The sequence below is a fragment of the Streptomyces sp. NPDC014764 genome, assembly GCF_043082785.1.
Lineage (GTDB): Bacteria > Actinomycetota > Actinomycetes > Streptomycetales > Streptomycetaceae > Streptomyces > Streptomyces althioticus.
In genome coordinates, this window is record NZ_JBIBXY010000003.1 from 407,254 (window position 1) to 432,639 (window position 25,386).

24 protein-coding genes are annotated in these 25,386 nt (G+C 72.2%); 14 read left to right on the forward strand and 10 right to left on the reverse strand.

The annotated features are described in order from the left end of the window. Positions 1–46 precede the first annotated feature (46 nt). Together ACF1AG_RS10610 and ACF1AG_RS10615 are read left to right on the forward strand one after the other, a co-directional pair. Complete coding sequence (locus ACF1AG_RS10610; protein ID WP_391809610.1) at positions 47–430, forward strand: type II toxin-antitoxin system RelE/ParE family toxin; 384 nt, start codon at positions 47–49, stop codon at positions 428–430. Then, complete coding sequence (locus ACF1AG_RS10615; protein WP_033272245.1) at positions 427–765, forward strand: helix-turn-helix domain-containing protein; 339 nt, start codon at positions 427–429, stop codon at positions 763–765. Before ACF1AG_RS10610 ends, ACF1AG_RS10615 begins: the two co-directional genes overlap by 4 nt. A 292-nt stretch (positions 766–1,057) precedes the next feature. On the opposite strand, the gene ACF1AG_RS10620 is transcribed toward ACF1AG_RS10615, so the two are convergent. Then, positions 1,058–2,878, reverse strand: a complete 1,821-nt coding sequence (locus ACF1AG_RS10620; RefSeq protein WP_391809611.1) for a phosphoenolpyruvate carboxykinase (GTP) — start codon at positions 2,876–2,878, stop codon at positions 1,058–1,060. 327 nt (positions 2,879–3,205) lie between these two features. Here ACF1AG_RS10620 and ACF1AG_RS10625 point away from each other — a divergent pair, with 327 nt between their 5' ends. The 3 genes from ACF1AG_RS10625 (at position 3,206) to ACF1AG_RS10635 (ending at position 5,685) form a co-directional block, all read left to right on the forward strand. After that, positions 3,206–3,919 carry a hemolysin III family protein gene (locus ACF1AG_RS10625; RefSeq protein ID WP_387794952.1) on the forward strand — a complete coding sequence of 238 codons (714 nt, stop codon included), beginning with the start codon at positions 3,206–3,208 and terminating at the stop codon, positions 3,917–3,919. Between the two features lie 365 nt (positions 3,920–4,284). Then, positions 4,285–4,917 carry a TetR/AcrR family transcriptional regulator gene (locus ACF1AG_RS10630; RefSeq protein ID WP_391809612.1) on the forward strand — a complete coding sequence of 211 codons (633 nt, stop codon included), beginning with the start codon at positions 4,285–4,287 and terminating at the stop codon, positions 4,915–4,917. A 33-nt stretch (positions 4,918–4,950) separates the two neighbouring features. Further along, on the forward strand, positions 4,951–5,685 hold the full coding sequence (locus ACF1AG_RS10635) for a Mut7-C RNAse domain-containing protein (protein ID WP_359748487.1): 735 nt from the start codon (positions 4,951–4,953) through the stop codon (positions 5,683–5,685). A gap of 158 nt (positions 5,686–5,843) precedes the next feature. Here the strand turns inward: ACF1AG_RS10635 and ACF1AG_RS10640 are convergent, their stop codons facing one another. Beyond that, complete coding sequence (locus ACF1AG_RS10640) at positions 5,844–7,937, reverse strand: thioredoxin domain-containing protein (RefSeq protein WP_391809613.1); 2,094 nt, start codon at positions 7,935–7,937, stop codon at positions 5,844–5,846. A gap of 190 nt (positions 7,938–8,127) precedes the next feature. On the opposite strand from ACF1AG_RS10640, the gene ACF1AG_RS10645 reads away from it, so the two are divergent. Next, positions 8,128–11,328: a tetratricopeptide repeat protein gene (locus ACF1AG_RS10645; protein WP_391809614.1), complete on the forward strand. Its 3,201-nt coding sequence runs from the start codon at positions 8,128–8,130 to the stop codon at positions 11,326–11,328. A gap of 28 nt (positions 11,329–11,356) precedes the next feature. Here ACF1AG_RS10645 and ACF1AG_RS10650 read toward each other — a convergent pair whose 3' ends face one another. The 3 genes from ACF1AG_RS10650 to mca all read right to left on the reverse strand — a co-directional run bounded on the left by ACF1AG_RS10650 (position 11,357) and on the right by mca (position 13,432). After that, entirely contained in the window at positions 11,357–12,103 is a 747-nt protein-coding gene (locus ACF1AG_RS10650; RefSeq protein WP_391809615.1) for a VWA domain-containing protein, read from the reverse strand. 209 nt (positions 12,104–12,312) lie between these two features. After that, positions 12,313–12,558: a hypothetical protein gene (locus ACF1AG_RS10655; protein WP_391809616.1), complete on the reverse strand. Its 246-nt coding sequence runs from the start codon at positions 12,556–12,558 to the stop codon at positions 12,313–12,315. Continuing rightward, positions 12,551–13,432, reverse strand: a complete 882-nt coding sequence (gene mca / locus ACF1AG_RS10660; protein WP_359601587.1) for a mycothiol conjugate amidase Mca — start codon at positions 13,430–13,432, stop codon at positions 12,551–12,553. Before mca ends, ACF1AG_RS10655 begins: the two co-directional genes overlap by 8 nt. Positions 13,433–13,580: 148 nt before the next feature. Here mca and ACF1AG_RS10665 point away from each other — a divergent pair, with 148 nt between their 5' ends. Further along, a complete protein-coding gene (locus ACF1AG_RS10665; RefSeq protein ID WP_359601588.1) occupies positions 13,581–13,979 on the forward strand; it encodes a DUF4307 domain-containing protein in 399 nt (132 codons plus the stop codon). 168 nt (positions 13,980–14,147) lie between these two features. Continuing rightward, positions 14,148–14,645: a transcription elongation factor GreA gene (gene greA / locus ACF1AG_RS10670; RefSeq protein ID WP_359601589.1), complete on the forward strand. Its 498-nt coding sequence runs from the start codon at positions 14,148–14,150 to the stop codon at positions 14,643–14,645. A gap of 57 nt (positions 14,646–14,702) precedes the next feature. Here greA and ACF1AG_RS10675 read toward each other — a convergent pair whose 3' ends face one another. From ACF1AG_RS10675 to ilvA, 3 genes are all read right to left on the reverse strand, one after another. Continuing rightward, positions 14,703–15,548, reverse strand: coding sequence for an ABC transporter permease (locus tag ACF1AG_RS10675; protein WP_359601590.1), 846 nt, complete (start codon positions 15,546–15,548; stop codon positions 14,703–14,705). Beyond that, positions 15,545–16,531, reverse strand: coding sequence for an ATP-binding cassette domain-containing protein (locus ACF1AG_RS10680; RefSeq protein ID WP_359601591.1), 987 nt, complete (start codon positions 16,529–16,531; stop codon positions 15,545–15,547). Before ACF1AG_RS10680 ends, ACF1AG_RS10675 begins: the two co-directional genes overlap by 4 nt. Positions 16,532–16,715: 184 nt before the next feature. Next, positions 16,716–17,945, reverse strand: a complete 1,230-nt coding sequence (gene ilvA, locus ACF1AG_RS10685) for a threonine ammonia-lyase (RefSeq protein ID WP_359601592.1) — start codon at positions 17,943–17,945, stop codon at positions 16,716–16,718. Positions 17,946–18,090: 145 nt separating this feature from the next. On the opposite strand from ilvA, the gene ACF1AG_RS10690 reads away from it, so the two are divergent. From ACF1AG_RS10690 to ACF1AG_RS10700, 3 genes are all read left to right on the forward strand, one after another. Then, positions 18,091–18,609: a MarR family transcriptional regulator gene (locus ACF1AG_RS10690; RefSeq protein ID WP_359601593.1), complete on the forward strand. Its 519-nt coding sequence runs from the start codon at positions 18,091–18,093 to the stop codon at positions 18,607–18,609. Positions 18,610–18,735: 126 nt separating this feature from the next. Continuing rightward, the gene (locus tag ACF1AG_RS10695; RefSeq protein ID WP_391809617.1) at positions 18,736–19,236 is read left to right on the forward strand and encodes a sigma factor-like helix-turn-helix DNA-binding protein; all 501 of its coding nucleotides are present in this window, start codon (positions 18,736–18,738) and stop codon (positions 19,234–19,236) included. A gap of 19 nt (positions 19,237–19,255) precedes the next feature. Beyond that, a complete protein-coding gene (locus ACF1AG_RS10700; protein WP_359601595.1) occupies positions 19,256–19,504 on the forward strand; it encodes a hypothetical protein in 249 nt (82 codons plus the stop codon). Positions 19,505–19,522: 18 nt separating this feature from the next. Here ACF1AG_RS10700 and ACF1AG_RS10705 read toward each other — a convergent pair whose 3' ends face one another. Beyond that, positions 19,523–20,680 (reverse strand): cystathionine gamma-synthase, encoded by a 1,158-nt coding sequence (locus ACF1AG_RS10705; protein ID WP_359601596.1) that lies wholly within the window; start codon positions 20,678–20,680, stop codon positions 19,523–19,525. 150 nt (positions 20,681–20,830) lie between these two features. Here ACF1AG_RS10705 and ACF1AG_RS10710 point away from each other — a divergent pair, with 150 nt between their 5' ends. From ACF1AG_RS10710 to ACF1AG_RS10720, 3 genes are all read left to right on the forward strand, one after another. After that, on the forward strand, positions 20,831–21,949 hold the full coding sequence (locus ACF1AG_RS10710) for a hypothetical protein (protein WP_359601597.1): 1,119 nt from the start codon (positions 20,831–20,833) through the stop codon (positions 21,947–21,949). Between the two features lie 108 nt (positions 21,950–22,057). Beyond that, positions 22,058–23,212 carry a translation initiation factor IF-2 N-terminal domain-containing protein gene (locus tag ACF1AG_RS10715; RefSeq protein ID WP_359601598.1) on the forward strand — a complete coding sequence of 385 codons (1,155 nt, stop codon included), beginning with the start codon at positions 22,058–22,060 and terminating at the stop codon, positions 23,210–23,212. 48 nt (positions 23,213–23,260) lie between these two features. Then, positions 23,261–23,944 carry an SAVMC3_10250 family protein gene (locus tag ACF1AG_RS10720; RefSeq protein WP_359601599.1) on the forward strand — a complete coding sequence of 228 codons (684 nt, stop codon included), beginning with the start codon at positions 23,261–23,263 and terminating at the stop codon, positions 23,942–23,944. Positions 23,945–24,240: 296 nt separating this feature from the next. Here ACF1AG_RS10720 and ACF1AG_RS10725 read toward each other — a convergent pair whose 3' ends face one another. Further along, complete coding sequence (locus ACF1AG_RS10725; RefSeq protein ID WP_391809618.1) at positions 24,241–25,281, reverse strand: NAD(P)-dependent alcohol dehydrogenase; 1,041 nt, start codon at positions 25,279–25,281, stop codon at positions 24,241–24,243. Positions 25,282–25,386 lie beyond the last annotated feature (105 nt).

The following is a 25,386-nucleotide window of genomic DNA, read 5'->3' on the forward strand; positions in this document are numbered from 1 at the left end:
GCTGCCGCGCGTTGCGTATGTCGTCGACGACATATGGCGTGACGGCGTGGATGGACTGTTCACCATCGAGCTGGAGCCCGAGGTGCGCGACTGGCTCGTCACCCTGTCAGCCAGGCACTTCCTCAAGATCGACGAGTACGTCGGCCCGCTGGCGGAGCAGGGTGCTGAGCTGGGCGAGCCTTGTGCCCGGTACCTCGGCGACGGTGTCCGAGAGCTGCGTCCGACGCTCGACGGCGCCGCCATACGTGTCACCTACTGGTTCACACCTCAGCGCACCGCGGTCCTGCTGACCGTCTTCCGAAAAACGAGAATGCGGGAGGACGGCGAAGTCAGGCGCGCGAAACTCGCGCAGAAGGTGTGCGAGGCGGAACACGAACCGGCGTACGAGGAGTTCATCCGAACCGTCGGTGAGGGAGAGGTGAGGCAATGAGCCACAGCCGCTGGAAAAGTTTGCGGGAGCGGAAGCTGGCCGAGGGTCTGACCGAGCCGGAGGACGTGGCCGAGGCCCGCCGCGAGATCCGGCTGTCCATGGCGCTCGCGAAGGCCGTCTACGACCGTCGAGCCGAGCTCGGACTGACCCAGACCGAGCTGGCCGACCGTGCGGGTCTCACCCAGGCGAAGATTTCCCGGATCGAGGGGTCCGACACCGTCCCGACGCTGCCGCTGCTCGCCAAGCTGGCGACAGCACTCGACGCGACGCTGAACATCGCCCTGGACGACGACGACACGCGCGTGACCTTCACCGCGCACGATCACGCGGCCTGAGCGCCGTCGCGAAAGCGCACGCACAGCCGGACGCCCCGGCCTGGAAAGACCGGGGCGTCCGTCGGGGTCTCGGCACGTTCGTGAGCCCCTGGGCGGGCCGTGCCGAAGGGGGGCGGGGGTGGCCCGGTGCCGCGGGTTCCCGTCGGGGCGGACGGGAGGGGCGGCGCCGGGACCGGTACCCCGCACGCCGTTGTGCGGGGCCCCGCCGGTGTGTCCGCGGCCGGCCGTGGCGTGACGATCGCTGGTCAGGGCATCCTCATACCGGCCGGCCGCGGGGTCTGTGCGGGTGTGGTCAGCCCAGGCGCTCCACGAGCGCCCGGTGCTGGTCCCACAGCTCCTTCGGGGTGTGGTCGCCGAAGGTGTTGAGGTGCTCGGGGACCAGGGCGGCCTCCTCGCGCCACACCTCCTTGTCCACGGTGAGCAGGAAGTCCAGGTCGCCGTCGGAGAGGCCGAGGCCGTCCGTGTCGAGGGCGTTCTTCGTCGGCAGCACGCCGATCGGGGTCTCGACGCCCTCCGCCTTGCCCTCCAGGCGCTCCACGATCCACTTCAGGACGCGGGAGTTCTCGCCGAAACCGGGCCAGACGAACTTGCCCGCGTCGTTCTTGCGGAACCAGTTGACGTAGTAGATCTTCGGCAGCTTGGACTGGTCCTTGTCCTTCGCCACGTCGATCCAGTGAGCCATGTAGTCGCCCATGTTGTAGCCGCAGAACGGCAGCATGGCGAAGGGGTCGCGGCGCAGCTCACCGACCTTGCCCTCGGCGGCGGCGGTCTTCTCGGAGGCCACGTTGGCGCCGAGGAAGACTCCGTGGTTCCAGTCGAAGGACTCGGTGACCAGCGGCACGGCCGTGGCGCGGCGCCCGCCGAAGAGGATCGCCGAGATCGGCACGCCCTTGGGGTCCTCCCACTCGGGCGCGATGATCGGGCACTGCGACGCGGGCACCGTGAAGCGGGCGTTGGGGTGCGCGGCCGGGGTCCCCGACTCCGGGGTCCAGTCGTTGCCCTTCCAGTCGGTGAGGTGGGCCGGGGTCTCCTCGGTCATGCCCTCCCACCACACGTCGCCGTCGTCGGTGAGGGCGACGTTGGTGAAGACGGCGTTGCCCCACAGGGTCTTCATGGCGTTGGCGTTGGTGTGCTCGCCGGTGCCGGGCGCGACGCCGAAGAAGCCGGCCTCGGGGTTGATCGCGTAGAGGCGGCCGTCCTCGCCGAAGCGCATCCAGGCGATGTCGTCGCCGATGGTCTCGACCGTCCAGCCGGAGATCGTCGGCTCCAGCATGGCGAGGTTGGTCTTGCCGCACGCCGACGGGAAGGCGGCGGCGACGTACTTGCTCTCCCCCTGCGGCGGGGTGAGCTTGAGGATCAGCATGTGCTCGGCGAGCCAGCCCTCGTCGCGGGCCATGACGGACGCGATGCGCAGGGCGTAGCACTTCTTGCCGAGCAGGGCGTTGCCGCCGTAGCCGGAGCCGTACGACCAGATCTCGCGGTCCTCGGGGAAGTGCGAGATGTACTTGGTGGAGTTGCAGGGCCAGGGGACGTCCGCCTGGCCGGGCTCCAGCGGGGCGCCGACGGAGTGCACGGCCTTGACGAAGAAGCCGTCGTCGCCGAGCTCGTCGAGGACGGGCTGTCCCATGCGGGTCATGGTGCGCATGGACACGGCGACGTACGCGGAGTCGGTGATCTCCACGCCGAGCGCGGACAGCGGCGAGCCGAGCGGGCCCATGCAGAAGGGGACGACGTACATGGTGCGGCCCCGCATGGAGCCGCGGAAGACGCCCTTCTCGCCCTGGAAGATGTCCCGCATCTCGGCGGGGGCCTTCCAGTGGTTGGTCGGGCCGGCGTCCTCCTCCTTCTCGGAGCAGATGAAGGTCCGGTCCTCGACCCGGGCGACGTCGGTCGGGTCGGAGGCGGCGTAGTAGGAGTTGGGGCGCTTGATCGGGTCGAGCTTCCTGAACGTGCCCTTGGCGACGAGCTCCTCGCACAGGCGCTCGTACTCGGCTTCCGAACCGTCGCACCAGACCACGCGGTCCGGCTGCGTCAGCTCTGCGATCTCGTCGACCCAGGAGATCAGTCCCTGGTGGGTGGTGGGGACGCCGGGTTCCGCGATGTCGCGCGCCACGTTTGCTCCTAAATGAGGGGTTTTTGTGGTTGGAGGCCCCGTGGGGGCTGCGACCCGGATGCTGAAAGCGGTGACTCTGGCGCTCATCCGGTGTCGACCGCACTCATTTGATCATCCGACGCGTGCGCCCATCTGTCCAGAGGGCCGCACAGGTGAGCAACGTGACGCTGACCACGGTTACCGTGCGGCTTTACACGCACGTTGAGAGGAGGAAACCGATTCTTTGCGTGACGTCCGACGCGGTCCGCCATGAGACGATGGCCACTTCACGTGGCCCAACAGGACACCGCCAGGTGTAACTTACGGACCCGTAGGTACCATGCGGACATGACTGCGTTCGCCCCCGACACGCCCAAGGACCCGCAGGCCGAAGGCCGGGGCCCGGTGGCGACCTCTCTGCCCCACCCCGTGAAACCGAAGCTGCGCGGCTGGCTCCACCTCGGCATGTTCCCGGCCGCCCTGGTCGCCGGACTGGCCCTCACCGCGTTCGCCGACTCGCCCCGTGGCCGCCTCGCCTGCGGTGTGTACGCCCTGACCGCCTGCCTGCTGTTCGGCGTGAGCGCGCTGTACCACCGGGGCAACTGGAGCCCCCGCATGGACGGGATACTGCGCCGCCTCGACCACGCCAACATCTTCCTGATCATCGCGGGCACCTACACCCCGCTGACGATCCTGCTGCTGCCCGGCTCGAAGGGCCGCTGGCTGCTTTGGGGCATCTGGGCCGCCGCGGCCGCCGGGATAGCCTTCCGCGTCTTCTGGGTCGGCGCCCCGCGCTGGCTCTACACGCCGTGCTACATCGCGATGGGCTGGGCCGCGGTGTTCTACCTGCCGGACTTCATGCGCACCGGCGGCGTCGCCGTGCTCGTCCTGGTCGTGGCCGGCGGCCTGCTCTACAGCGCCGGCGGCATCGTCTACGGCATCAAGAAGCCCAACCCGTCGCCCCGCTGGTTCGGCTTCCACGAGGTGTTCCACAGCCTCACCCTGGCCGCCTTCATCGCCCACTACGTGGGAATCTCGCTGGTCGCCTACCAGCACGCGTAGGAGGCGACGAGGGGCGGCTCCCCGCCCCGCACGCAAGGCCGCGGCATCGACGCCGCGGCCTTTTTCGTGCCCGCACACCCTCCCACACTTTGACGGCTACCATCTTTTGAGAGTGACTCTCATCTCATGCCGCCTGTCACGAGCACATCGGCCCGCCCACCCCCGCCGCTGGTGGGCCCCCGGCGCACTGGTCGCCAGCATGCTCACGCTGGGTTTCGACCTGACGACCCAGTCTGCGTGATCGCCGCGCTGGTCACGGCCCTGCTGGTGGCGGCGTGCCTGCCCGGCCGGCGGTCCGCGACGGCTGCGGGGGCCGCTGACGAGGACACGGCAGGTGCGGAGGCCGATGCCCGACAATGAACGTCATGACGGCCGCACGATCCCCCCTCGCCCCCGACGCCCCACCGCGCCCCGGACTGCGCGAGCGCAAGAAGATCAAGACGCGGGAGGCCATCCGCGGCGCGGCCTACGCGCTGGTCGGGGAGCAGGGGTACGACTCCACGACGATCGAGCAGATCGCCGAGCGCGCCGAGGTGTCCCCGTCGACAGTCTTCCGCTACTTCCCCACCAAGGAGGACATCGTCATCACCGACGAGTACGACGAGCCGCTGCTCGCCGAACTCGCCGCGCGTCCCGCCGACGAACCCTGGACCGACTCCGTCCGGTACGTGATCCGCAAGGCCGTCCGCCTCGCCATGACCGAGCAGCCGGAGATCACCGAGCTGCGCGCCCAGCTGATGCTGGAGGTCCCCGCGGTCCGCGCGCGGATGCGGGAGACCCTTACGGGCACCGGGCGGACGCTCGCCGACGCCATCGCCGGCCGCACCGGGCTCGAACCGGACGGACTGGAGGTGCGGGTGCACGCGATGGCCCTGATCGGCGGCCTGCTGGAGGCCACGATGTACTGGGCCGAGCACGGCCACCGCGAGGACTACGCCGACCTCGCCGACCGGGCGATCGACGTGATCGAGCACGGCCTGCCCACCGCGAAATCCTGAGACGGCGCACGCCCGGCATGCCATTCTGACCGGGTGAACGGTCCCGAGATCCACGTCGAGTTCGCCCCCGAGCTGCTCGTCTTCGTCCCTCAGGCACGCACCACGGGCAGTCTCAGGACGGCCACCGACGGCTTCTCGAGCCTCGGTCACGTCGTCGAGTCCCTCGGCGTCCCGCTGACCGAGGTCGGCGCCCTGCTGGTGGACGGCCGCGAGGCGCCCGCCGGGCACGTCCCGGCCGCGGGCGAGTCGGTGACCGTCCGCCCCCACACGCATCCGCAGCGGGTGCCCGGCGCTCCCCTGCGTTTCCTGCTCGACGTCCACCTCGGCACCCTCGCCCGCCGGCTGCGGCTGCTGGGCGTGGACACGGCGTACGAGTCGACCGACATCGGCGACCCGGCTCTGGCCGCCCGCTCCGCCGCCGAGAAGCGGGTCATGCTGAGCCGCGACCGGGGCCTGCTGCGCCGCCGCGAGCTGTGGGCGGGCGCCTTCGTCTACAGCACCCGCCCCGAGGAGCAGCTGCCGTACGTCCTCGACCGTTTCGACCCCGAGCTGAGGCCCTGGACCCGCTGCACCGCCTGCAACGGGCTGCTGCGCGCGGCCGGCAAGGAGGACGTCGCCGACCAGCTCAAGGAGGGCACCCACCGCACGTACGACGTGTTCGCCCAGTGCGCCGACTGCGGGCGCGCCTACTGGAAGGGCGCGCACCACGAGCAGCTGGAGGCGATCGTGGAGCGCGCGGTGGCGTCCCGGGCGGACCGGGGTCTCTGAGGCTCCCGCCTGCCGGGGCGCCGTTTCCGGCGGATCGTGCCGTAGGTGGGACCGCCAAGACCTTCGGCGTCGTGCCTCCGTATGCGGAGGGCTCCGCCCCCGGACCCCCGTTCGCGCAGTTCCCGGCGCCCCCGGGGGGGCGTTGCCCGCGCCCTCGCCTACCCCCGCCCTCCCAGCGCCACGCGCAGCCGGCCCGGGTCGGTCGTCGGGGCGTCGCACGTGAAGTTGCGGCAGACGTAGGCCGCCGGGGCGCCGTCGACGAGGGGACGGTCGGCGAGCAGCGGGAACTCGTCGCTGCCCTCCGTGCCCGCGGCGACCACCGCGCCGGGCGCCGTGCCCAGCAGGGCGGTGCGGTGCAGCTCCGCGGTCGCCGGGTCGCCCCCGCCCCGCCCGACCACCGCGACCTCGCGCGGCCCGTCCAGCACGGCCTCCGCGACGGCCAGCCCCCAGCCGATGAACCGCGGCACCCGCGGGCCGAGCGCCTTCACCACGCCCAGCGCCCGCTCGGCGGCCGTGCGGTGCGGCTCGGAGCCGGTGTGCGCCGCGTAGCCCAGCAGCGCGCCCGCGGCGGCGGTCCAGCCGGACGGGGTGGCGTTGTCCGTGGGGTCCTGGGGACGCCGGATGAGCCGCTCCGCGTCCGACGCCGTGTCGTACAGGGCGCCCGACTCCGTGTCCTGGAAGCGGGTGAGGACGTGGTCGACGAGTAGGCCGGTGAAGTCCAGCCACACGCCCTCGCCGGTCACCGACGCCAGCGCCAGGAAGCCCTCGGCGACGTCGGCGTAGTCCTCCAGCACACCCGCGTTGGCGCCCACCTGCCCGTCCTTGCTGGTCCGGGCGATACGGGCCTGCTCGTCCAGGTGCACCCGCACCAGCAGGTCGCCCGCGGCCACCGCGGCCTCCACCAGGTCCGGCCGGTCGAAGTAGGCGCCGGTCTCGGCGAGCGCGGCGATCGCCAGGCCGTTCCAGGCGGCGACCACCTTGTCGTCCCGGCCGGGCGCGGGCCGCCGGCCGCGCGCCGCGAGCAGCCGCTCCCGGACGCCGTCGATCCGGGCCGCGTCGAACACCTCGTCGCGCTGCGGCAGCTGGAGCACGGACGCGCCCTCCTCGAACGTGCCCTCCTCGGTCACCCCGAAGTAGCGGGCGGCCAGGTCCGCGTCCGCGTCGCCCAGCACCTCGCGCAGCTGCTCCGGCGTCCACACGTAGTAGGCGCCCTCCACGTGCCGCCCGGTGCCGCCCTCCCGTCGCCCGCCACCACCCTCCTGATGACGCCCTTCGGGCGGCACCACCTCTTCGCTGTCGGCGTCCAGCGCGGAGGCGAACCCTCCCTCGGGCGTGCGCAGTTCGCGGACCATGAAGTCGGCCGTCTCCAGCGCGACCCGCCGCGCGAGTTCCGAGCCGGTGGTCCGCCACAGGTGGGCGTAGACCCGGCACAGCAGGGCGTTGTCGTAGAGCATCTTCTCGAAGTGCGGGACCACCCAGTCGCGGTCCACGGAGTAGCGGGAGAAGCCGCCGCCGAGCTGGTCGTAGATGCCGCCGCGGGCCATCCGCTCGCAGGTGTCCGCCGCCATCTGCAGCGCGCCCTCCGCGCCGGTGCGGGCGTGGTGGCGCAGCAGGAACTCGATGACCATGGACGGCGGGAACTTCGGCGCCCCGCCGAACCCGCCGCGCTGCGGGTCGTACTCCCGGGTCAGCCCGAGCAGCGCCTGCGCCAGCTCCTGCTCGCCGGGCACCTCCTCGCCACCCACGGACAGCTCGCGGCCCGCCAGGTCCCGCGTGATCTTCCCGGCGACCTCGCCGACCTCGTCCCGCCGCTCCTCCCAGGCCTGCCGGACACCCTCCAGCACCTGCCGGAACGACGGCATGCCGTGCCGGGGCGCGGGCGGGAAGTACGTACCGAAGTAGAAGGGCTCGGCGTCCGGGGTGAGGAACACCGTCATCGGCCAGCCGCCGTGCCCGGTGGCCGCCTGCACCGCCTCCATGTACACGGCGTCGACGTCCGGCCGCTCCTCGCGGTCCACCTTGACGCTGACGAAGTGCGCGTTCATCTCGTCCGCGGTGGCCCGGTCCTCGAAGGACTCGTGGGCCATGACGTGGCACCAGTGGCAGCTCGAGTAGCCGACGCTCAGCAGCACCGGCACGTCGCGCCGCCGCGCCTCCTCGAAGGCCTCCTCGGACCAGGTCCACCAGTCGACGGGGTTGTCGGCGTGCTGGAGGAGGTAGGGGGACGTGGCCTGCGCAAGTCGGTTCGCCATGTCTCCATCCTGACGCACTCCGCCCGCCCGGCGCGGGACGGGAGGGGACGCGGCCCGTCGTGCGCCCCCGGAGTGCGCCGCCGTGTGAAGGGATCGTGACGGGGCGGCCGTTGATCGCCGCACCCTCGCGCGACGGGCGGGTCCGCAGGACACTCGTAGCGACACGATCGCCGCCGGAGGGGGACGGGACATGAGAGACGGTCATCGGGCCGACGCCGAACGGCTGTTGGCGCGGGCCGTGGAGGAGGAGGTGCGCCGGTCGGGCGGGCGTACCGACGGGAAGGTGCTGCTGTCCCGGGCGCGGGGGGCGCTGGACGCGATGGCGCGCACGGCGGCCGAGGAGTACGAGGCGTACACCGGCGCCCTGGACGAGGCGGAGGCGGGCCGGCTGTCGTTCCGGCAGCGGTACGCGCGTGAGGGCGGCGGGACGCCGTTGCTGGTGGCCGGTGTGGCGGGCGTCGCGGCGGTGGTCGCCGACCTGACGTTCGGCACGGACACCGGGACCGCGCTGGGCGCGGGTGTGGCCGTCGGCGTGGCCGGGGCGGCGGCGACCGTGGTGAAGGTCGCCGGGTCGCACCTCCCCGCCGCCCACCATCGCGCCGGTGCGGCGGGCCAGCCGGGCGGGGTGGAGCAGCTGCGGCTGCAGTGGCTGACGGCACTGGAGGTGCGGGGCATCCGGCCCTTCCTCGACCAGCAGCGGGTCCTCGCCGCGTCCACGGCGCCCAAGCGGACCGGACCGCGGCTGCGCGGCACCGACAAGAGCGCGGCGGCCCGTGGCCGAAGCGTCCTTGAGCAGTCGTTCGGGCAGCTTCCGGAGCCGCACGGCCCGTTCGCGGGGCGACGCCAGGAGATGGCGCGGATCCGGCAGTGGGTGCAGTCGGCCCGCGCGAGCACGGAGACCCGGCCCACGGTGGTGGTGCTGCACGGGGAGCCCGGCAGCGGCCGCACGACACTGGCGGTGCGGGCCGCGCACGAGCTGAGGGACCACTTCCGCGGTGCCTGCGTGGTGGATCTGCGCGGTGACGGCTCCGGCGAGCCCCCGCTGTCCACGCGGGACGCGCTGCTGCACCTGCTGAACCGGCTCGGCGCGCCCCGCGAGCAGCTGCTGTTCCGGGAGCGGACCTCCCCGGACCAGCAGGTCAAGCGGCTGAGCGAGCTGTACCACCAGCATCTGACCGGCACACCCGTCACGATCGTCCTCGACGACGCCTCCGACCCGCAGCAGGTGCGCACGCTCCTCCCGGAGCGGTCCGACAGCCTGGTGCTCGTCACCTCGCGCTCCCCGCTCGGGCTGCCCGAGGACCTGCCCGCCCAGGTGTACCGGCTGCCGGTGGAGCCGCTGGACGCGGCGGGCGCGGAGGAACTGCTGACCGCCGCCGCGCAGGACGCCTCCGGGCCGTACGACGCCGAGTCCGCGGAGCGGGTGCGGGAGCTGTGCGGGGGCCTGCCGCTGGCGCTGCGGCTGGCCGGCGCCGCCCTCGGGCCGCGCTCCACGCTCGCCCTCGCCACCGACCTCGGCGCCTACGGGCCCGTCGAGCCGGTCGAACGGGCCCTGTGGCTGCGCTACACCGACCAGCCCGACACCGTACGGCGGCTGCTGCGGCGGCTGGCGCTGGCCGGGCGCGCCTCGCTCGGCGCGGCCGCGGCGGCGGCGCTGCTCTCCACCGACGAGGCGGAGGCCACCCGGCACCTGGAGGCGCTGCACCGGGCCGGGATGATCGACCGGGTCCGGCACAGCAGGTACCGGCTGCACGCCCTGGTGCGGGCGTTCGCCCACGCCCGCCTCCTCGACGAGGAGGACCCCGACGAGCGCGCCGCCGCGCAGGAGCGGCTGATCGTCAACTACGCCGAGCTCGCCGACTCGGTGCTGCGGCTGGTCGACGGCAACATGTCGACCCGCTCCGACCGCTTCGGCCCGTACGGCTTCACGTCGCTGGACGAGGCGCTGCGCTGGCTGGACGACGAGTCCAGCTTCATCACCGCCGCGCTGCGGCACGCCGAGGGCGTCGAGCAGGGGGCGGTGCTGAACCTGCTGGGCGCGCTGTGCGACTACTGCCTGCTGCGCGGCGACCTCTACCGGCTGGGCGAGATCAACGAGCTGGCGCAGGCCGTCGACGAGGGGCTGCTGGTCCGCTCGGTGCAGTGGCGCACCGGTATCGCGGCACGTCAGCTCGGCGAGCTGGACACGGCGCGGACCACGCTGACGTCGGTGGTGGACCTGTACCGGGAGGCGCAGCACGAGGCGGGCCAGGCGCGGGCGCTGACCTCGCTCGGCATCACGCTGCACCACCAGGGCAATCTGACGGAGGCGTCGACGCGGCTGCGGGAGGCGCTGGACCTCCAGGCGTCCGACACGCTGGCCGCCGACCGGGCCTGGACGATGCACGCGCTGGCCGCGGTGGAGCGGGACCGGGCCCGGCTGGCCGAGGCGCTGGAGCTGCTCACGGAGTCGCTGGTGCTGCACCGTGCGGGCGAGTCCCTGCACGGGCAGGCGTGGGCGCACTTCCAGCTCGGGCAGCTGCACCTGCGGCGCGGGGACGTGCCGCGCGCGGAGGGCGAGCTGCGCACCGCCCTCGACCTGTACGGCCGCACACGGGACGCGCGCGGTGAGGCGTGGGCGCTGACCGAGCTGGCGCGGGCCCGGCTGGTCGACGGGGACGCGGGCCCCGCGGTGGAGGAGCTGCGCCGGGCCGCCGCCCGGCACCGGGACAACGAGGACGCGCGCGGCGAGGCGTGGACGCTGTACTACCTCGGGCAGGCGCTGGAGGAGAGCGGCGACCTGGACCGCGCGGTGCGGGAGCTGGAACGCGCCCGCACGATGTTCTCCCGCATGCGGGACGTCTACGGGCTGGCCTGCGCCCGGCACCACTCGGCGCGGGTCACCCGCGACCAGCGGGCGGCGCAGACGGGCTCGCTGCGCAACTCCGGGTTCGCCCGGCAGCTGCTGGTGGACGCGCGCGCCGACTTCCAGCGGATCGGGGTGGCGCACGGCGAGGCGTGGACGTGCCTGGAGCTGGCGGTCGTCGACGCGGGCAACGCGCGCACCCAGCAGGCGCTGGCGCTGTGCGACGAGGCGGTCGCGCTGTTCGCCTCCTACGGCGACCGCCGCGGCGAGGACTGGGCGCGCTTCCTGCGCTGCACGCTCCTGCCGTACGCGGCGCCGGGCGGCACGGAGGTCGGCACGGCGGTGGCCCAGCAGGAACTCACGGACCTGGCCGCCGCAACCCACCCGGCCCGCGACCCGAAGATCACCGACTGCGTCGACGCCTACCAGCTGCTCCTGGAGCGAGGCGTCGACCTCGACACGGGCTGGCAGCCCTGGAACCTGGGCCTGGTCCCGACCCGCCACGCCCGGGAGGTGATGGGGGTGACTGTGCCGCTGGACGCGTGAGGGTCCCCGGGGGAGCTGCCCCCTGGTTCTACAGCGCGATGCCGGCGGTGCGGACGGCGGTCAGCCAGTCGGGGAATTCCCGCAGGAGCTGGTCGAAGAGGTCGTCGTCCCGGACGGCACGCGGGGTGCGGCCGGCGTGGAAGAAACCCGCGTTGTCGACGATGCGGCGGGCCGGGACGGCGAGGGTGTCCAGCTTGCACAGGAACGCGAACTCGTTGTCGTCGGGGTCGCCGAAACCGATGAACTGCCAGAACAAGGGAAGGCGAGCGGCCTTGCACAGGTAGCGTTCGGCAGCGAACTTGCTGGTGGGGCCGCCGTCGGTCTGGAAGATGACCAGGGCGGGGCACCGGCTGCCGGATGCCAGGTAGTGGTCGACGACCTCGTCCATGGCCCAGTGATAGTTGGTGCGCCCCATGTGACCGAGGTTCTCGTGCAGCTTGTCGATCCGGCCGCGGTGCCCGCCGAGCGTCAGTTCGGCGGTGCCGTCGACGCCGGTGGAGAAGAACACGACGGGAACGATGCCGTCGTCGTCGAAGTGGGCCGACAGCGAGAGAACCTGCTCGGCCAGGTGCTGCATGGTGCCGTCCCGGTAGTAGGGCCGCATCGACCCGGAGCGGTCCAGCACGAGATACACCGCGGCCCGCACGCCCTCCAGCCCGTGCCTGCGCACGCCGGCACCTGCCGCCTTGTACAGGCTGACCAGGTCGGGGGCCCTTTCCTGCACCTTGGACAGGCTGATGGCCGTGGTGCGTTCACTGCCGTTCGTCGGAAGCACTCCCCCATGGTGGGGCACCGCCTCCGCGCAGGTGCGGCGTTCGCCGGATTCGCTGCGGGCGGGGTGGCCCGCTGCAGGAACGTCCTCACGCGCTTGGCGGGCCCGAACGGGGCGAGGCCTCCGGCGAGGGCGCTGCGCCCGGCGCGGCGGTCAGCGGCACACGGCTGCGGCACCCGGCGGGGCGCCGGGTGCCGTCGCGTGGCCCGGTGTCAGGCCGTCGTCCTGTCGGCTTCGGGCGCGGCGGCGTCCGCCGGGGCCTTGTCGTCAGGCTCGGCGAAGTTCACGCGGCCCATGTGCCGGTTCATCGACTTCATCAGGCCCCAGACCGCCAGGGCCATCACCGCGAAGACGATGAAGCCGAGGACACCGGGGGTGACCTTGTCCTCGTCGAATTCCTTGGCGAGGGGGACCAGGTGGGTCATTGCCAGGCTTGCGCTTGCGCTCATGTCAGCCATTGTCCCGGATGCCCGCGAAGAGGTCGTCCTCGGGGAGGGAGGTGTCCACGAGCGACTTCGCGAGCTCGTACTCCTCCGTCGGCCAGACCTCCCTCTGGAGGTCCAGGGGCACCCGGAACCAGCCCCCGTCGGGGTCGATCTGCGTGGCGTGCGCGATCAGCGCCTTGTCCCGGATCTCGAAGAAGTCGGCGCACGGCACGTGCGTGGTGAGCGTGCGCTCCTTGCGCTCGAACTCGTCCCACCGCTTCAGCCAGTCCCCGTACGGCGACTCCAGCCCGCGCTCCAGCATCGCGTTGTGCAGGGCCTCGGTGCGGGGCCGGTTGAAGCCCTGGTTGTAGTACACCTTCAGCGGCTGGTACGCCGGACCGAACTCGTCCTCCGGGTACTTCGCGGTGTCCGCCGCGCCCTCGAACGCCACCATCGTGATCTTGTGGGTCATGATGTGGTCGGGGTGCGGATAGCCGCCGTTCTCGTCGTAGGTGGTGATCACCTGCGGCCGGAAGGAGCGGATCTTGCGCACCAGCTCGCCCGCCGCCTTGTCGACGTCCTCCAGGGCGAAGCAGCCCTCCGGCAGCGGCGGCAGCGGGTCGCCCTCGGGCAGACCCGAGTCGACGAAGCCCAGCCACTCCTGCTTCACCCCGAGGATCTCGCGGGCCTCGTCCATCTCCTTCTTGCGCACTTCGTGGATGTGCTCCTCGATGTACGGGTCCCCCTGGAGCTTGGGGTTGAGGATGGAGCCGCGCTCCCCGCCCGTGCAGGTCACGACCAGCACGTCCACCCCCTCGGACACGTACTTGGCCATGGTGGCGGCGCCCTTGCTCGACTCGTCGTCGGGGTGGGCGTGCACGGCCATCAGTCGCAGCTGGTCAGTCAAGACTCAATCCTCAAGTCGTGGGCCGCCCTGGGTACGGCGGCGCAGTCGCAGGCTTCTATAGTGACGGAACCGGGGGGCGAAAAATTCCGGAGCGCCGCTCCCGGGGACGGTCCGGGGACGACGGTCCCTTCCTGCCGAGGAGACGATCATGAGTACGTCGAGCACGCGGCTGCCCGAGGGCCGCTACGGCCGCTCCTCGGACCAGCGTGCCGACCGCACCCTCAAGGTCGTCGGCGGTGTGCTCGCCGTCCTGTTCACCGCCCTGATCGGCTGGTTCGGCTACCACTACGTCGCGCAGAACGAGATCAGCGCCGAGCTGATCCGTTTCGAGACCGGCCAGGACGCGGTGAAGGTGCACCTGGAGGTGCACAAGGACGCCGGCGTCGTCGGCTACTGCACCGTGCGCTCGCAGTCCGAGGACGGCGCCGAGGTCGGCCGGGCCGACTTCCGCTTCGACGGCGACGTCACCCGCATCGACCAGGTGGTCACGCTGCGCACCACCTCCCCCGGCACCAGCGCGGAGCTCGTCGGCTGTCACGCCGAATGAGCGGGCGGGGAATACCCGGCCGCTGACCTGCGCGGGCGTGAGAACAGTGGCTTATGTCCTCCCCCTGCGGGCAGTGAATTGTTAGGCTCGTGGTTTCGCCCGTCCCTGGGGGACCATCCTTCCGGGTAGGGCGATGCTTTGTATTCCCAGTACCTACGAGGAGCACCTGTGACCCAGACCAGCGAGAACGTCACCTGGCTGACCCAGGAGGCGTACAACAAGCTCAAGGACGAGCTTGAGTACCTTACTGGTCCCGCGCGCACGGAGATCGCCTCCAAGATCGCCGCCGCGCGCGAGGAGGGCGACCTGCGTGAGAACGGCGGGTACCACGCGGCCAAGGAGGAGCAGGGCAAGCAGGAGCTCCGTGTGCGCCAGCTCACCCAGCTTCTCGAGAACGCCAAGGTGGGCACGCCCCCGGCGACAAACGGCGAGGTGGCGCCCGGCATGGTCGTCACGATCGCCTTCGACGGCGACGAGGACGACACGCTGACCTTCCTGCTCGCCTCCCGCGAGTACGCGAGCTCCGACATCGAGACCTACTCGCCGCAGTCCCCGCTGGGGTCCGGCGTGATGGGCCACAAGGTCGGCGAGGAAGCCGAGTACGAGCTGCCGAACGGCAAGAAGGCCTCGGTGACGATCCTCAAGGCCGAGCCGTACAGCGGCTGACCCACCGCGCGCGAGTCTCCACGGGCCCCCGGCACCTCAGCGGTGCCGGGGGCTTCGTCATGCCGCCGCCGAGCGGTACTTGCGCACGGCCAGGGTCCGGAAGATCGCGATGATCAGCACGGAGTAGATCACCGACGCCCACACCGGGTGCTGCATCGGCCAGGCGTCCGAGGTGGAGACGCCCGGGTTGCCGAACAGCTCGCGGCACGCCTGCACGGTGGCGCTGAACGGGTTCCAGTCCGCGATGTGCCGCAGCCAGGGCGTCATGTTGCTGGAGTCCACGAACGCGTTCGACACGAACGTCACCGGGAAAAGCCAGACCAGGCCGCCGGAGGTGGCCGCCTCGGGCGTGCGCACCGACAGGCCGATCACCGCGCCGATCCAGGTGAACGCGTACCCGGTGAGCAGCAGCAGTCCGAACGCGCCGAGCACCTCGCCGAGGCTGGTGTGCGTGCGCCAGCCGACCAGCAGGGCGACGACGGCGAGCACGAGCAGGGTGAGCGCCGTCTGCACCAGGTCGGCGAGGGTGCGGCCGGTGAGCACCGCGCCGCGCGCCATCGGCAGGGAGCGGAAGCGGTCGATGAGCCCCTTGTGCATGTCCTCGGCGATGCCCGCGCCGGCTCCCGCCGTGGCAAAGGTGACGGTCTGGGCGAAGATGCCGGCCATCAGGAACTCGCGGTAGACCTGTGGGCTGGTGGAGCCGCCGATGTCCAGCGAGCCGCCGAACACGTAGGAGAACAGCACCACGAACATGATCGGCTGGATCAGCCCGAAGATGACCACCTCGGGGATGCGGATCATGCGGATCAGGTTGCGCTTGGCGACGACCAGCGAGTCGCGGACGGAGCGGGTGAACGCGTTCCCGGGGGACGCGACCCGCACGGATTCGGTGACGGCACTCACTTCGCGGCCTCCTCGTCGGACTGCGCGGACTCGGCGGCATGGCCGGTGAGGGAGAGGAACACGTCGTCGAGGGTGGGGCGGCGCAGGCCGATGTCGTCGATCTCGATGCCGTCGGCGTCGAGCTCGCGGATGATCTCGGCGAGCAGCTTGGCCCCGCCGGAGACCGGCGTGGTGATCTTGCGCATGTGCTCCTCGACCGTGGTGTCGCCCTGGCCGGTGCCGCGCAGGCTGTACTTGTCGAGGAGGGCGGCCGCGGTGCGGATGTGCTCGCGGTCGTGCACCACGACCTCGACACGCTCGCCGCCGGTACGGGCCTTGAGCTGGTCGGAGGTGCCCTGGGCGATGACCTTGCCCTGGTCGACTACCGCGATGTCGTGCGCCAGGTGGTCGGCCTCCTCCAGGTACTGCGTGGTGAGCAGCAGCGTGGTGCCGCCGGAGACGAGGTCCTTGATCACGTCCCAGAGCTGCTGGCGGTTGCGCGGGTCGAGTCCGGTCGTCGGCTCGTCCATGAACATCACGGGCGGGGAGACGACGAGGGCGGCGGCCAGGTCGAGGCGGCGGCGCATGCCGCCGGAGTAGGTCTTGGCCGTGCGGTCGGCCGCGTCCGCGAGGTGGAACTGCTCCAGCAGCTCGTCCGCGCGGGCCCGGGCGGCCTTGGCCCTCATCTGGTAGAGCTGGCCGACCATCTGGAGGTTCTCCCGGCCGGTGAGGTACTCGTCGACGGCGGCGAACTGACCGGACAGGCCGATCGAGCGTCTTACGGCGTCGGGGTGCTTCAGCACGTCGATCCCGGCGACGACGGCTCTGCCGCTGTCGGGGCGCAGAAGCGTGGTGAGGCAGCGGACGGTGGTGGTCTTGCCCGCGCCGTTCGGCCCGAGCAGACCCAGGACGGTCCCCTCCGGGACCTCGAGGTCGACGCCGTCCAGTGCCTTGACGTCTCCGAAGGTTTTCACCAGACCTTCGGCTTGGATGGCACCTGGCATATGAATCTCCACGTCATCGTGATTCTTCGGAAAAGCCTAAGTTCGTGTGCCTCCGGGCGCCGGGCGCCGCCCCGGGAGAAAAACGGGGATCGCCGACGGTCACACCGTGACAGAGCACACACCATAACGCGATGTATCGCGTCTCTCAATGCGATTACCCGAAGGGGTGAAGCAGCCGCCGGCGTCAGCCCATGACCGTGTAACCCGCGTCGCGCAGGGCCTGCTGGACCTCGACGCAGTGCGCCGGCCCCTTGGTCTCCAGGTGCAGCTCGACCTCCGCCTCCGTGAGGCCCAGCCGCGGGTCCGTCCGCACGTGGCTCACGTCGAGGACGTTGGCGTCGACCACTGACAACGCCCCGAGGAGCGAGGCGAGGGCGCCCGGCCGGTCGGTCAGCCGCAGGCGTACGGCCAGGTAGCGGCCCTGCGCCGCCATGCCGTGCCGCAGCACCCGCTCCATCAGCACCGGGTCGACGTTCCCGCCGGACAGCACCGCGACGACCGGCCCCTCGAAGGCCTCCGGCCGGCTCAGCAGCGCCGCGACCGGGCTCGCCCCGGCCGGTTCGACGACCAGTTTGGCCCGCTCCAGGCACAGCAGCAGCGCGGCCGACAGCTCGTCCTCGGTGACCGTGCACACCTCGTCCACCAGCTCGCCGACCAGCGCGAACGGCACATCACCCGGCCGCCCCACCTTGATCCCGTCGGCCATCGTCACCGGGTGGCTCAGCGACACGGGGCGCCCGGCGGCCAGCGACGGCGGGTAGGCCGCCGCGCCCTCCGCCTGCACGCCGACGATCCGCACGTCCGGCCGCAGCGACTTCACCGCGACCGCGATGCCGGCCGCCAGCCCTCCCCCGCCGACTCCGACGACGACCGTCCGCACCTCGGGGCACTGCTCCAGGATCTCCAGGCCCACCGTGCCCTGACCGGCGATGATGTCCGGGTGGTCGAAGGGGTGGATGAACACCGCGCCCGTCTCGTGCGCGTACTCCTGCGCGGCGGCCAGCGACTCGTCCACCACCTGCCCGTGCAGGCGCACCTCGGCGCCGTACTCCCGGGTCGCGCTGATCTTCGGCAGCGGGGCGCCCTTCGGCATGAACACCGTCGAGCGCACGCCCAGCAGCGACGAGGCCAGCGCCACACCCTGCGCGTGGTTGCCCGCGCTCGCCGCGACGACCCCCGCGGCCCGCTCCTCGGGGAGCAGCCCGGCGATCCGCACGTACGCGCCGCGCAGCTTGAAGGAGCCGGTGCGCTGGAGGTTCTCGCACTTCAGCAGCACCGGCGCGCCGACCTGCGAGGACAGGTGCCGGCTCCCTTCCATCGCGGTCGTGCGGGCCACGCCGGAGAGCATCTTGTGAGCGCCGCGCACGTCGTCGAGGGTGACGGTGCGCAGCCGGTCGGCCGTGCTGTAGCTCATGCCTCCAGCATCGCAGTTTCCACAGGGACGGCCCCGGTGTGACCAACCCGCGGACGACCGCTTTGCACAGCCCCGGTACGGTCCGCGCCCCGGCCGCGTACCCTGTCGTCCCATCAGCAGCCCATCACGAAGTGAGCCCCCCGCCATGCCCACTACACCTGAAATGTCGATGGACATGACGCCCGATCTGACGGCGGTCGGCGACACCGGTCTTCTCGACACTCTGCAGCACGAGGTGGCGCTCTTCGCCCGCCGTGCCGAACAGACCCGGCTCGGCGGGGTCGGCCAGGTGCGGAACTCCATGGACCGCGCCGCCTACCTGCTGCTCAACCGGCTCGACAAGGAAGGCCCGATGGGCGTCAAGGCCCTGGCCGCGAGCATGGGGATCGACTCCTCGACCGTGACCCGGCAGGTGGCGCCGCTCGTGGACACCGGCCTGGTCACGCGGACCTCGCACCCCGACGACGGCCGCGCCGTCGTGCTCCAGCTCTCCCCGCGCGGCCAGGCCCGCCTGGAAGAAGTACGCGGCTCCCGGCGGCAGTTGATGGCCGAGCTGACCCAGGACTGGGCGCCGGAGGAGCGTGAGGCGTTCTGCGCGCTGCTCACCCGGTTCAACGGCGCGCTGTCCGCCCGGATGGCCGGGCACGAGCGCGGCGACTCCTGACCCGGCCGCGCTCCCGCACCGTGCGCGCCTCTTGACCCGGGGGGCGCCCTGGCCTGATATGTGGAGGGGGACCCCGTCCGCCGCCCGGCGCGGGGCGGCCCTCCGCGAGGGCTTCGGGAGGTGCGGGTGCGACCACGGCATGCGTTCGACGACGTCCGTCGCGCCCAGGAGTTCCGGGCGTACGTGGCGGGCGCGGGCGGACGGCTGCTGCACACCGCGACCCTGCTGACCGCCGAGCCCCCAGGCGCCAACCCGCGCGCCCAGCGCCTGCTCACCCTTGCCCTGGCACGTACGTACGCCTCCTGGGACCGGCTGCACGGCGAGGACCCGTACGACCACACCCGGCGCTATCTGATGATCAGGTTCGCGGTCGGCACCCTGCGGTACGGCGCGCGGCTCCCCTTCCGGGCACCGCCCGGCGGCACGCTGGCCGAGCTGAGCCCGCAGGAGCGGCTGATCCTGGTGATGCGGCTGCACGAGGGCATCGGCGAGGACCAGACGGCGGCCCTGCTGGGCCTGCCGACGGAGCGCGTCCGGGCCGTGCAGAACCGTGCGATGGCCGTCGTGCTGCGTCCCGCGCCCGGACCCGCCCCCTCGCTGGGCCGCGCCGGCACGGTGCCGTCATGACCGGGGAGGCGGCTGGCAGGTGAACCGTTCGGACCGTGAGGAGCGGGTGCGGAGGCTGATGGTGGCGGGCCCGCCGGTGCTGCCGCCCGATCTCGCCGCGGAGGCGGTGCGGCGCGGCGCCCGTATGCTCCGGCGCCGCACCTGTGCCCGGCGCGTGCTGTGGCTGCTGCTGTGCGCGGCGGCCGTGGCGTTCACGGTGTGGGCGCTGACCGCCCGGCCCTGGGTGGAGCCGCCGTCCGACACGACCCCACCCCTCACCGGCTGGTGACCGGCCTTTTGTCCCGGTCTAGCGGCCGAGGGCCTGCTGCAGGTCCTCGAGGAGATCGTCGACGTTCTCGATGCCGACGGACAGGCGCACCAGGTCGGCCGGCACCTCCAGCTGCGAGCCGGCCACCGACGCATGGGTCATCCGGCCCGGGTGCTCGATCAGCGACTCGACGCCGCCCAGGGACTCGCCGAGGGTGAACACCTTCGCGCGGTTGCACACCTCGACGGCCGCCTGCTCGCCGCCCTCGACGCGGAAGGAGATCATGCCGCCGAAGGAACGCATCTGCTTGGCGGCGACCTCGTGGCCGGGGTGGTCGGGCAGGCCCGGGTACAGCACGCTCGTCACGCGCGGGTGGCGGGTGAGCATGTCGGCCACGCGGGTCGCGTTCTCGCTGTGACGGTCCATGCGCACCGACAGCGTCTTGGTGCCGCGCAGCACCAGCCACGAGTCGAAGGGCCCGGCGACCGCGCCCATCGCGTTCTGGTGGAACGCCAGCTCCTCGCCCAGCTCCGCGTCGGCGGTGACCAGGGCGCCGCCGACGACGTCCGAGTGCCCGCCCATGTACTTGGTCAGGGAGTGCACGACGACGTCCGCGCCGAGCGCCAGCGGCTGCTGGAGGTACGGCGTGGCGAAGGTGTTGTCGACCACCAGCCGGGCGCCGGCGTCCCGCGCCACCTGGGCGACGGCGGCGATGTCGGTGATGCCAAGCAGCGGGTTGGAGGGGGTCTCCACCCAGATGACCTTGGTCTTCGGGGTGACGGCGGCCCGCACCGCCGACGGGTCGGAGGTGTCGGCCACCGACCACTCCACGCCCCAGCGCGCCACGACCTTCGCGAACAGGCGGAACGTGCCGCCGTAGGCGTCGTTCGGGATGACCACGTGGTCGCCCGGCGCGAGCAGCGTGCGCAACAGGCAGTCCTCGGCCGCCAGTCCGGACGCGAACGCGAGCCCGCGGCGGCCGCCCTCGAGGGCGGCCAGGTTCTCCTCCAGCGCGGTCCTGGTCGGGTTGGCGCTGCGGCTGTACTCGTAACCGCCGCGCAGGCCGCCGACGCCGTCCTGCTTGTAGGTGGACACCTGGTAGATCGGCGGGACGACCGCGCCCGTCAGGGGGTCGGCCGTGTTGCCCGCGTGGATCGCGAGCGTCTCGAAGTGCTGACTGATGTGCCTGTCGCTCATGCGCCCGAGGGTAGTGCGCACAACGGTGTGATGACGTCCGCGGCCGGTCCGGGCGGGGCGAAGGAGCCTTTTCGGGCGGGCGGCGGGGTTTTTCCACAGGTACGGGCCACGGGTTGGCCATTCGGCCGCGCCGTCTGGTTCGCTTGTGACATGGAGATTCTGTGGGTCCTGATCGCCCTCCTCATGATCAGCTTCGTGCTGCTGCCGTTCCTGCGGCGGCGGCGCGGCGCTGTGGGTCTCGTCCCGGCCGGCCACCCGGACGCGGCGGACCCGGCGAACTACGGCTTCGCGCGCCAGGAGGAGCTGGACATCCGCATGCCCGGCCCCGACCAGGACCTGCTGGACGTCCTCGACCTGGTCCAGCGCACCCAGGACTACCGCGCGGCGCAGCAGCTGCTCGCGGGCACGCCCGCGGACGGCGAGCAGCGCTGGCAGCGGGTGCAGGCGTTCGCGGGCGCCGCGTCCCTGGAGCTGGCGCAGCGGCCCGGCGGGGTCTCCGAGGCGCCGGGCGGCCAGTGGCTGCGGGTGTGGCGCTCCGAGATGCCCAAGGACGCGGGCGGCGCCGCGGTGCACGCGGAGTTCCTGGTCCAGCAGGCGTGGCGCACGGCCGCGCCCGGCTCGGACGAGTTCCGGATCATCATGGAGGAGGCGAAGGCGGCGTGCGGCGAGGCCGCGCTGCTGGCCCCGGGCGACCCGGTGCCGTACATCGTGGAGCTGTCCGTGGCGCGCGGACTCGGTTACCCGCGGCAGGAGTTCGAGCAGGTCTGGCTGAAGATCCTCGACCGCGCCCCGGCGCACATGGGCGCGCACCTGGCCGCGCTGCACTACTGGTGCGAGAAGTGGCACGGCTCGCGGCAGCAGGCGTACGACTTCGCGGAGGCCGCGGCGGCGCGGGCGCCCGAGGGGTCGCTGCTGGCCGCGATGCCGCTGTTCGCGGTGTTCGAGCACCTCCCGGAGGTGAACCTGGTCAGCGGCTTCTACCAGACCGAGGTCGTCTCCAGGGCGATCCACGGCGCGCTGCACGCGGCGCACTCGGCCCGGCCGGACGACCCGATGTCGGCGCATGTGCGGCACATGCTGATCTTCTTCCTGGTGCGCGCCGAGCGCTGGGCGGAGGCCATGAACCAGCTCATACACGTGGACGGGCACGTCGGAGCCCTGCCGTGGACGCTCTCCCCGGACCCGGCCGCCGAGTTCGCGGTGTACCGCGCCCTGGCGGTCGCCGGCTACGAGGCGAACGGCGGCAGCCCGGCCACGCTGCCGCACTGACGTCAACACCCGCACGATGCCCCGGTGTTTGTCCGTATTTTGACCCGTCCGCACCCATATTCTTGACCCCTGCGAGGCCAGGACGGGCCTCCGGTGGAGGAGTCGGGTGTGGCGAACGTACGGGTCTACGAGCTGGCCAAGAGGGTCGGGGTCGACAGCAAGGTCGTCCTGGACAAGATGACCGAGCTGGGCCACTTCGTGCGGTCGGCGTCGGCCACCGTCGAGGCGCCGGTGGTCCGGGAGCTGATCGACGCCCTCGGTGTCGTGCACGAGACGGCCGCGTCCCTGCCCCGGGTGCCGTCGCCCGCGGCGCCGCCCGCCGGTTCGGTGCTGCGGCCGACGCACCACGAGTGGGACCCCACGTCCCGCTGGAAGCCGCTCCAGCCCTTCGACCCGCGCCGCGTCGGGCCGTACACGGTGCTGCGGCGGATCGGCAGCGGTTCGATGGGACGGGTGTTCCTCGGACGCACCCCGGCCGGGCGGCTGCTCGCCGTCAAGGTCGTCAAGGAGGAGCTGGCCGACGACCTGGAGTTCCGCAGGCGCTTCCAGCGTGAGGTGGCCGCCGCGCGGGGCGTGAACGGCTTCTACGCACCACCCGTCGTGGACGCGGACACCACCGGCGACATCCCCTGGCTGGCCACGGCGTACGTGTCGGCGCCGTCCCTGAAGGACCTCGTCGACGCGTGCGGGCCGCTGCCGCTGAGGGCGCTGCGCTGGGTGGCCGCGCAGCTGGTCGAGGCGCTGCGCTCGGTGCACGCGGCGGACATCGTCCACCGTGACCTCAAGCCGTCCAACGTGCTGGTCGGCGTGGACGGCCTGCGCGTGATCGACTTCGGGCTCGCCCTGGCGGCGGCCGCCGCGGCCAGCAAGCTGACCGTCGCGCACACCACGCTGGGGACGCCCGCCTTCATGTCACCCGAGCAGGCGCTGGACGCGCGGAAGGTGACGTCCGCGAGCGATGTGTACGCGCTGGGCGCGGTGCTGGTGTTCGCCGCGACCGGGCGCAGCCCGTACCCGGGCAGCGACCCGGTGCGCACCATGCTCCGCATGCAGACCGAGGCGCCCGACCTCGGCGGGGTGCCGGACGCCTTCGTGGACGTCGTCGCGCCCTGTCTGCGGCCGGACCCGGACGGGCGCCCCGGTCTGGACGAACTGCTGGACCGCATCGTGCGGGACATGGAGCCGGGCCCGGACGGGCTGTACCGGCCCTCGGAGCTGTTGCCGCCGACGGCCTTCGAGTTCCTCGGTCTCCAGGACGTGTGACGAGCGGTGACGAGTGAAGAACGGGGACGTGTGAAGAACGGAGCAGGAGTGCAGGAAGTCATCTACCTGTCCGACCGGAAACTCTCGCAGTTTCTGCCCGGACTGCGGTCCGCGTGGCCCCGGCAGCGGGTCAGCGTCTCCACGCCGTTCGGCGGGGTGGAGGTGGACCCGTCGCCCGGCCCCGCGTCCGACCTGTGGGGCAGGCATCTGCTGCGGGTGGTGCGCCGGGTCGAGGAGTCGGCGCGCTGGTACACGGAGGCGGGGGTGCGGCCGGGGCAGTGGATCGCCTTCGAGGCGCCGCTCAACTACTTCGTCCTGGACGGCGCCGACCCGACGATGGTGTTCTTCGCGGACGCCCCGGAGCCGGACCGTCCGGTCCGGCTGCTGCTGCACGGTTCGGTGGACCATCTGATCGCGGGTCCGCCGGCCCGCGTCACCGACGAGACCCGTCGTTCCGGCACGCTCGTGCGGGATCTGCTGGGGTCCGACGCCAGCGCGCCCGGCGCGCTGCTCGCCGCCCTCTCCGACGACCTCGGCACCGGTCCGGACGGCCGCCGTCCCTCCCTGGTCACCGCCCTCCACGCCCTCCTGGCCCGCATCGACGCCCAGACCCATCCGGAGACGGCGGCGACGATGCGCGGCTACGCCCGAGTCACCACGGGCTTCCCCGCCACGAAGCTGCCCGGTCTGCTGGTCGCGAGCCCTCTGTACGTGGAGTACACGGACGCGTGACGTCCAGGGTGACGGCGCTGCCCGGAGGAGGGGCGGCTGCTCAGGCCGTCCAGGCGGGCGGCAGGGCGTCCAGGGACAGGCCCTCCTCCTCCGGTTCGTCCTCGTCGGGAAGGGCGGGCGCGTCCTCGGGCGGGGCGGGTCCGTCCTGCACCGGGGCCTCCTGCACGGCTGCGGCCGGGTAAGGCCGGTTGGCGGGCTGTTCGTCACCGTGCCACCTTCCCGGGCCACGGCGCAGTAGTCCGTCCGGCACCGGACCGGCGCGACGGCACGGCCGCGACGGTCCGGTGCGCGAGGACTCAGATGGTGGCCGTGTCGATCACGAAGCGGTAGCGGACGTCGCTGTTCTCGACGCGCTCGTAGGCCTCGTTGATCTCGGACGCGGCGATCAGCTCGATCTCCGCGCCGATGCCGTGCTCGGCGCAGAAGTCCAGCGTCTCCTGCGTCTCGGGGATGCCGCCGATCATCGAGCCGGCCAGCGACCGGCCGCCGCCGATCAGCGAGAACAGGTTCAGCGAGATCGGCTCCTCCGGGGCGCCCACGTTCGCCAGCGTGCCCTCGGGCTTGAGCAGGGACAGGTACGCGGCGAAGTCCAGCGGCGCAGACACCGTCGACACGATCAGGTCGAAGGAGCCGCGCAGCTCCTCGAAGGTCGTCGGGTCGCTGGTCGCGTAGTAGTGGTCGGCGCCCAGCCGCAGCCCGTCGTCCTTCTTGCGCAGGGACTGCGACAGCACCGTCACCTCGGCGCCCATCGCGTGCGCGAGCTTGACGCCCATGTGGCCCAGGCCGCCCATGCCGACGATCGCGACCTTGCGGCCGGGGCCCGCGCCGAAGCGCTTCAGCGGGGAGTACAGGGTGACGCCCGCGCACAGCAGCGGCGCGGCGACGTCGAGGGCGATTCCGTCGGGGATGCGCACGACGAAGTTCTCGTCGACGACGACCTTCTCGGAGTAGCCGCCGTAGGTGGGCTCGCCGTCCCGGCCGATGCCGTTGTAGGTCGGGGTCTGGCCGTTCAGACAGTACTGCTCCTTGCCCGCCCGGCACATATCGCACTCGCGGCAGGAGTCGACCATGCAGCCCACGCCCACCCGGTCGCCGACCTTGAACCGGGTCACGCCGGGGCCGACCTCGGACACTACGCCCGCTATCTCGTGGCCGGGGGCCATCGGGAAGATCGCCTCGCCCCAGCCCTCACGGACCTGGTGGATGTCCGAGTGGCAGATCCCGGCGAACTTGATGTCGATCAGCACGTCGTGCTCGCGGACGGCCCGCCGCTCGATGGTGGTGCGCTCCAGCGGTGCCTTGGCGGCGGGCGCGGCGTACGCGGCGACAGTGGTCATACGAAGTTTCTCCTCCTGAGGGGGTCGTGCGCCCGGAATCTCTCCTCCCGGGCCCGCACGGGGTCCAGCCTGCGACAACGGGCGGCGCGTACCCAGACTTCCTGG

Bases quoted from the DNA above. Each gene is read 5' to 3' on its own strand.
- ACF1AG_RS10615 (WP_033272245.1), top strand. From the start codon at position 427: ATGAGCCACAGCCGCTGGAAAAGTTTGCGGGAGCGGAAGCTGGCCGAG.
- ACF1AG_RS10625 (WP_387794952.1), top strand. From the start codon at position 3,206: ATGACTGCGTTCGCCCCCGACACGCCCAAGGACCCGCAGGCCGAAGGC.
- ACF1AG_RS10630 (WP_391809612.1), top strand. From the start codon at position 4,285: ATGACGGCCGCACGATCCCCCCTCGCCCCCGACGCCCCACCGCGCCCC.
- ACF1AG_RS10640 (WP_391809613.1), bottom strand. From the start codon at position 7,937: ATGGCGAACCGACTTGCGCAGGCCACGTCCCCCTACCTCCTCCAGCAC.
- ACF1AG_RS10645 (WP_391809614.1), top strand. From the start codon at position 8,128: ATGAGAGACGGTCATCGGGCCGACGCCGAACGGCTGTTGGCGCGGGCC.
- ACF1AG_RS10655 (WP_391809616.1), bottom strand. From the start codon at position 12,558: ATGGCTGACATGAGCGCAAGCGCAAGCCTGGCAATGACCCACCTGGTC.
- ACF1AG_RS10665 (WP_359601588.1), top strand. From the start codon at position 13,581: ATGAGTACGTCGAGCACGCGGCTGCCCGAGGGCCGCTACGGCCGCTCC.
- ACF1AG_RS10680 (WP_359601591.1), bottom strand. From the start codon at position 16,531: ATGCCAGGTGCCATCCAAGCCGAAGGTCTGGTGAAAACCTTCGGAGAC.
- ilvA (WP_359601592.1), bottom strand. From the start codon at position 17,945: ATGAGCTACAGCACGGCCGACCGGCTGCGCACCGTCACCCTCGACGAC.
- ACF1AG_RS10690 (WP_359601593.1), top strand. From the start codon at position 18,091: ATGCCCACTACACCTGAAATGTCGATGGACATGACGCCCGATCTGACG.
- ACF1AG_RS10705 (WP_359601596.1), bottom strand. From the start codon at position 20,680: ATGAGCGACAGGCACATCAGTCAGCACTTCGAGACGCTCGCGATCCAC.
- ACF1AG_RS10710 (WP_359601597.1), top strand. From the start codon at position 20,831: ATGGAGATTCTGTGGGTCCTGATCGCCCTCCTCATGATCAGCTTCGTG.
- ACF1AG_RS10725 (WP_391809618.1), bottom strand. From the start codon at position 25,281: ATGACCACTGTCGCCGCGTACGCCGCGCCCGCCGCCAAGGCACCGCTG.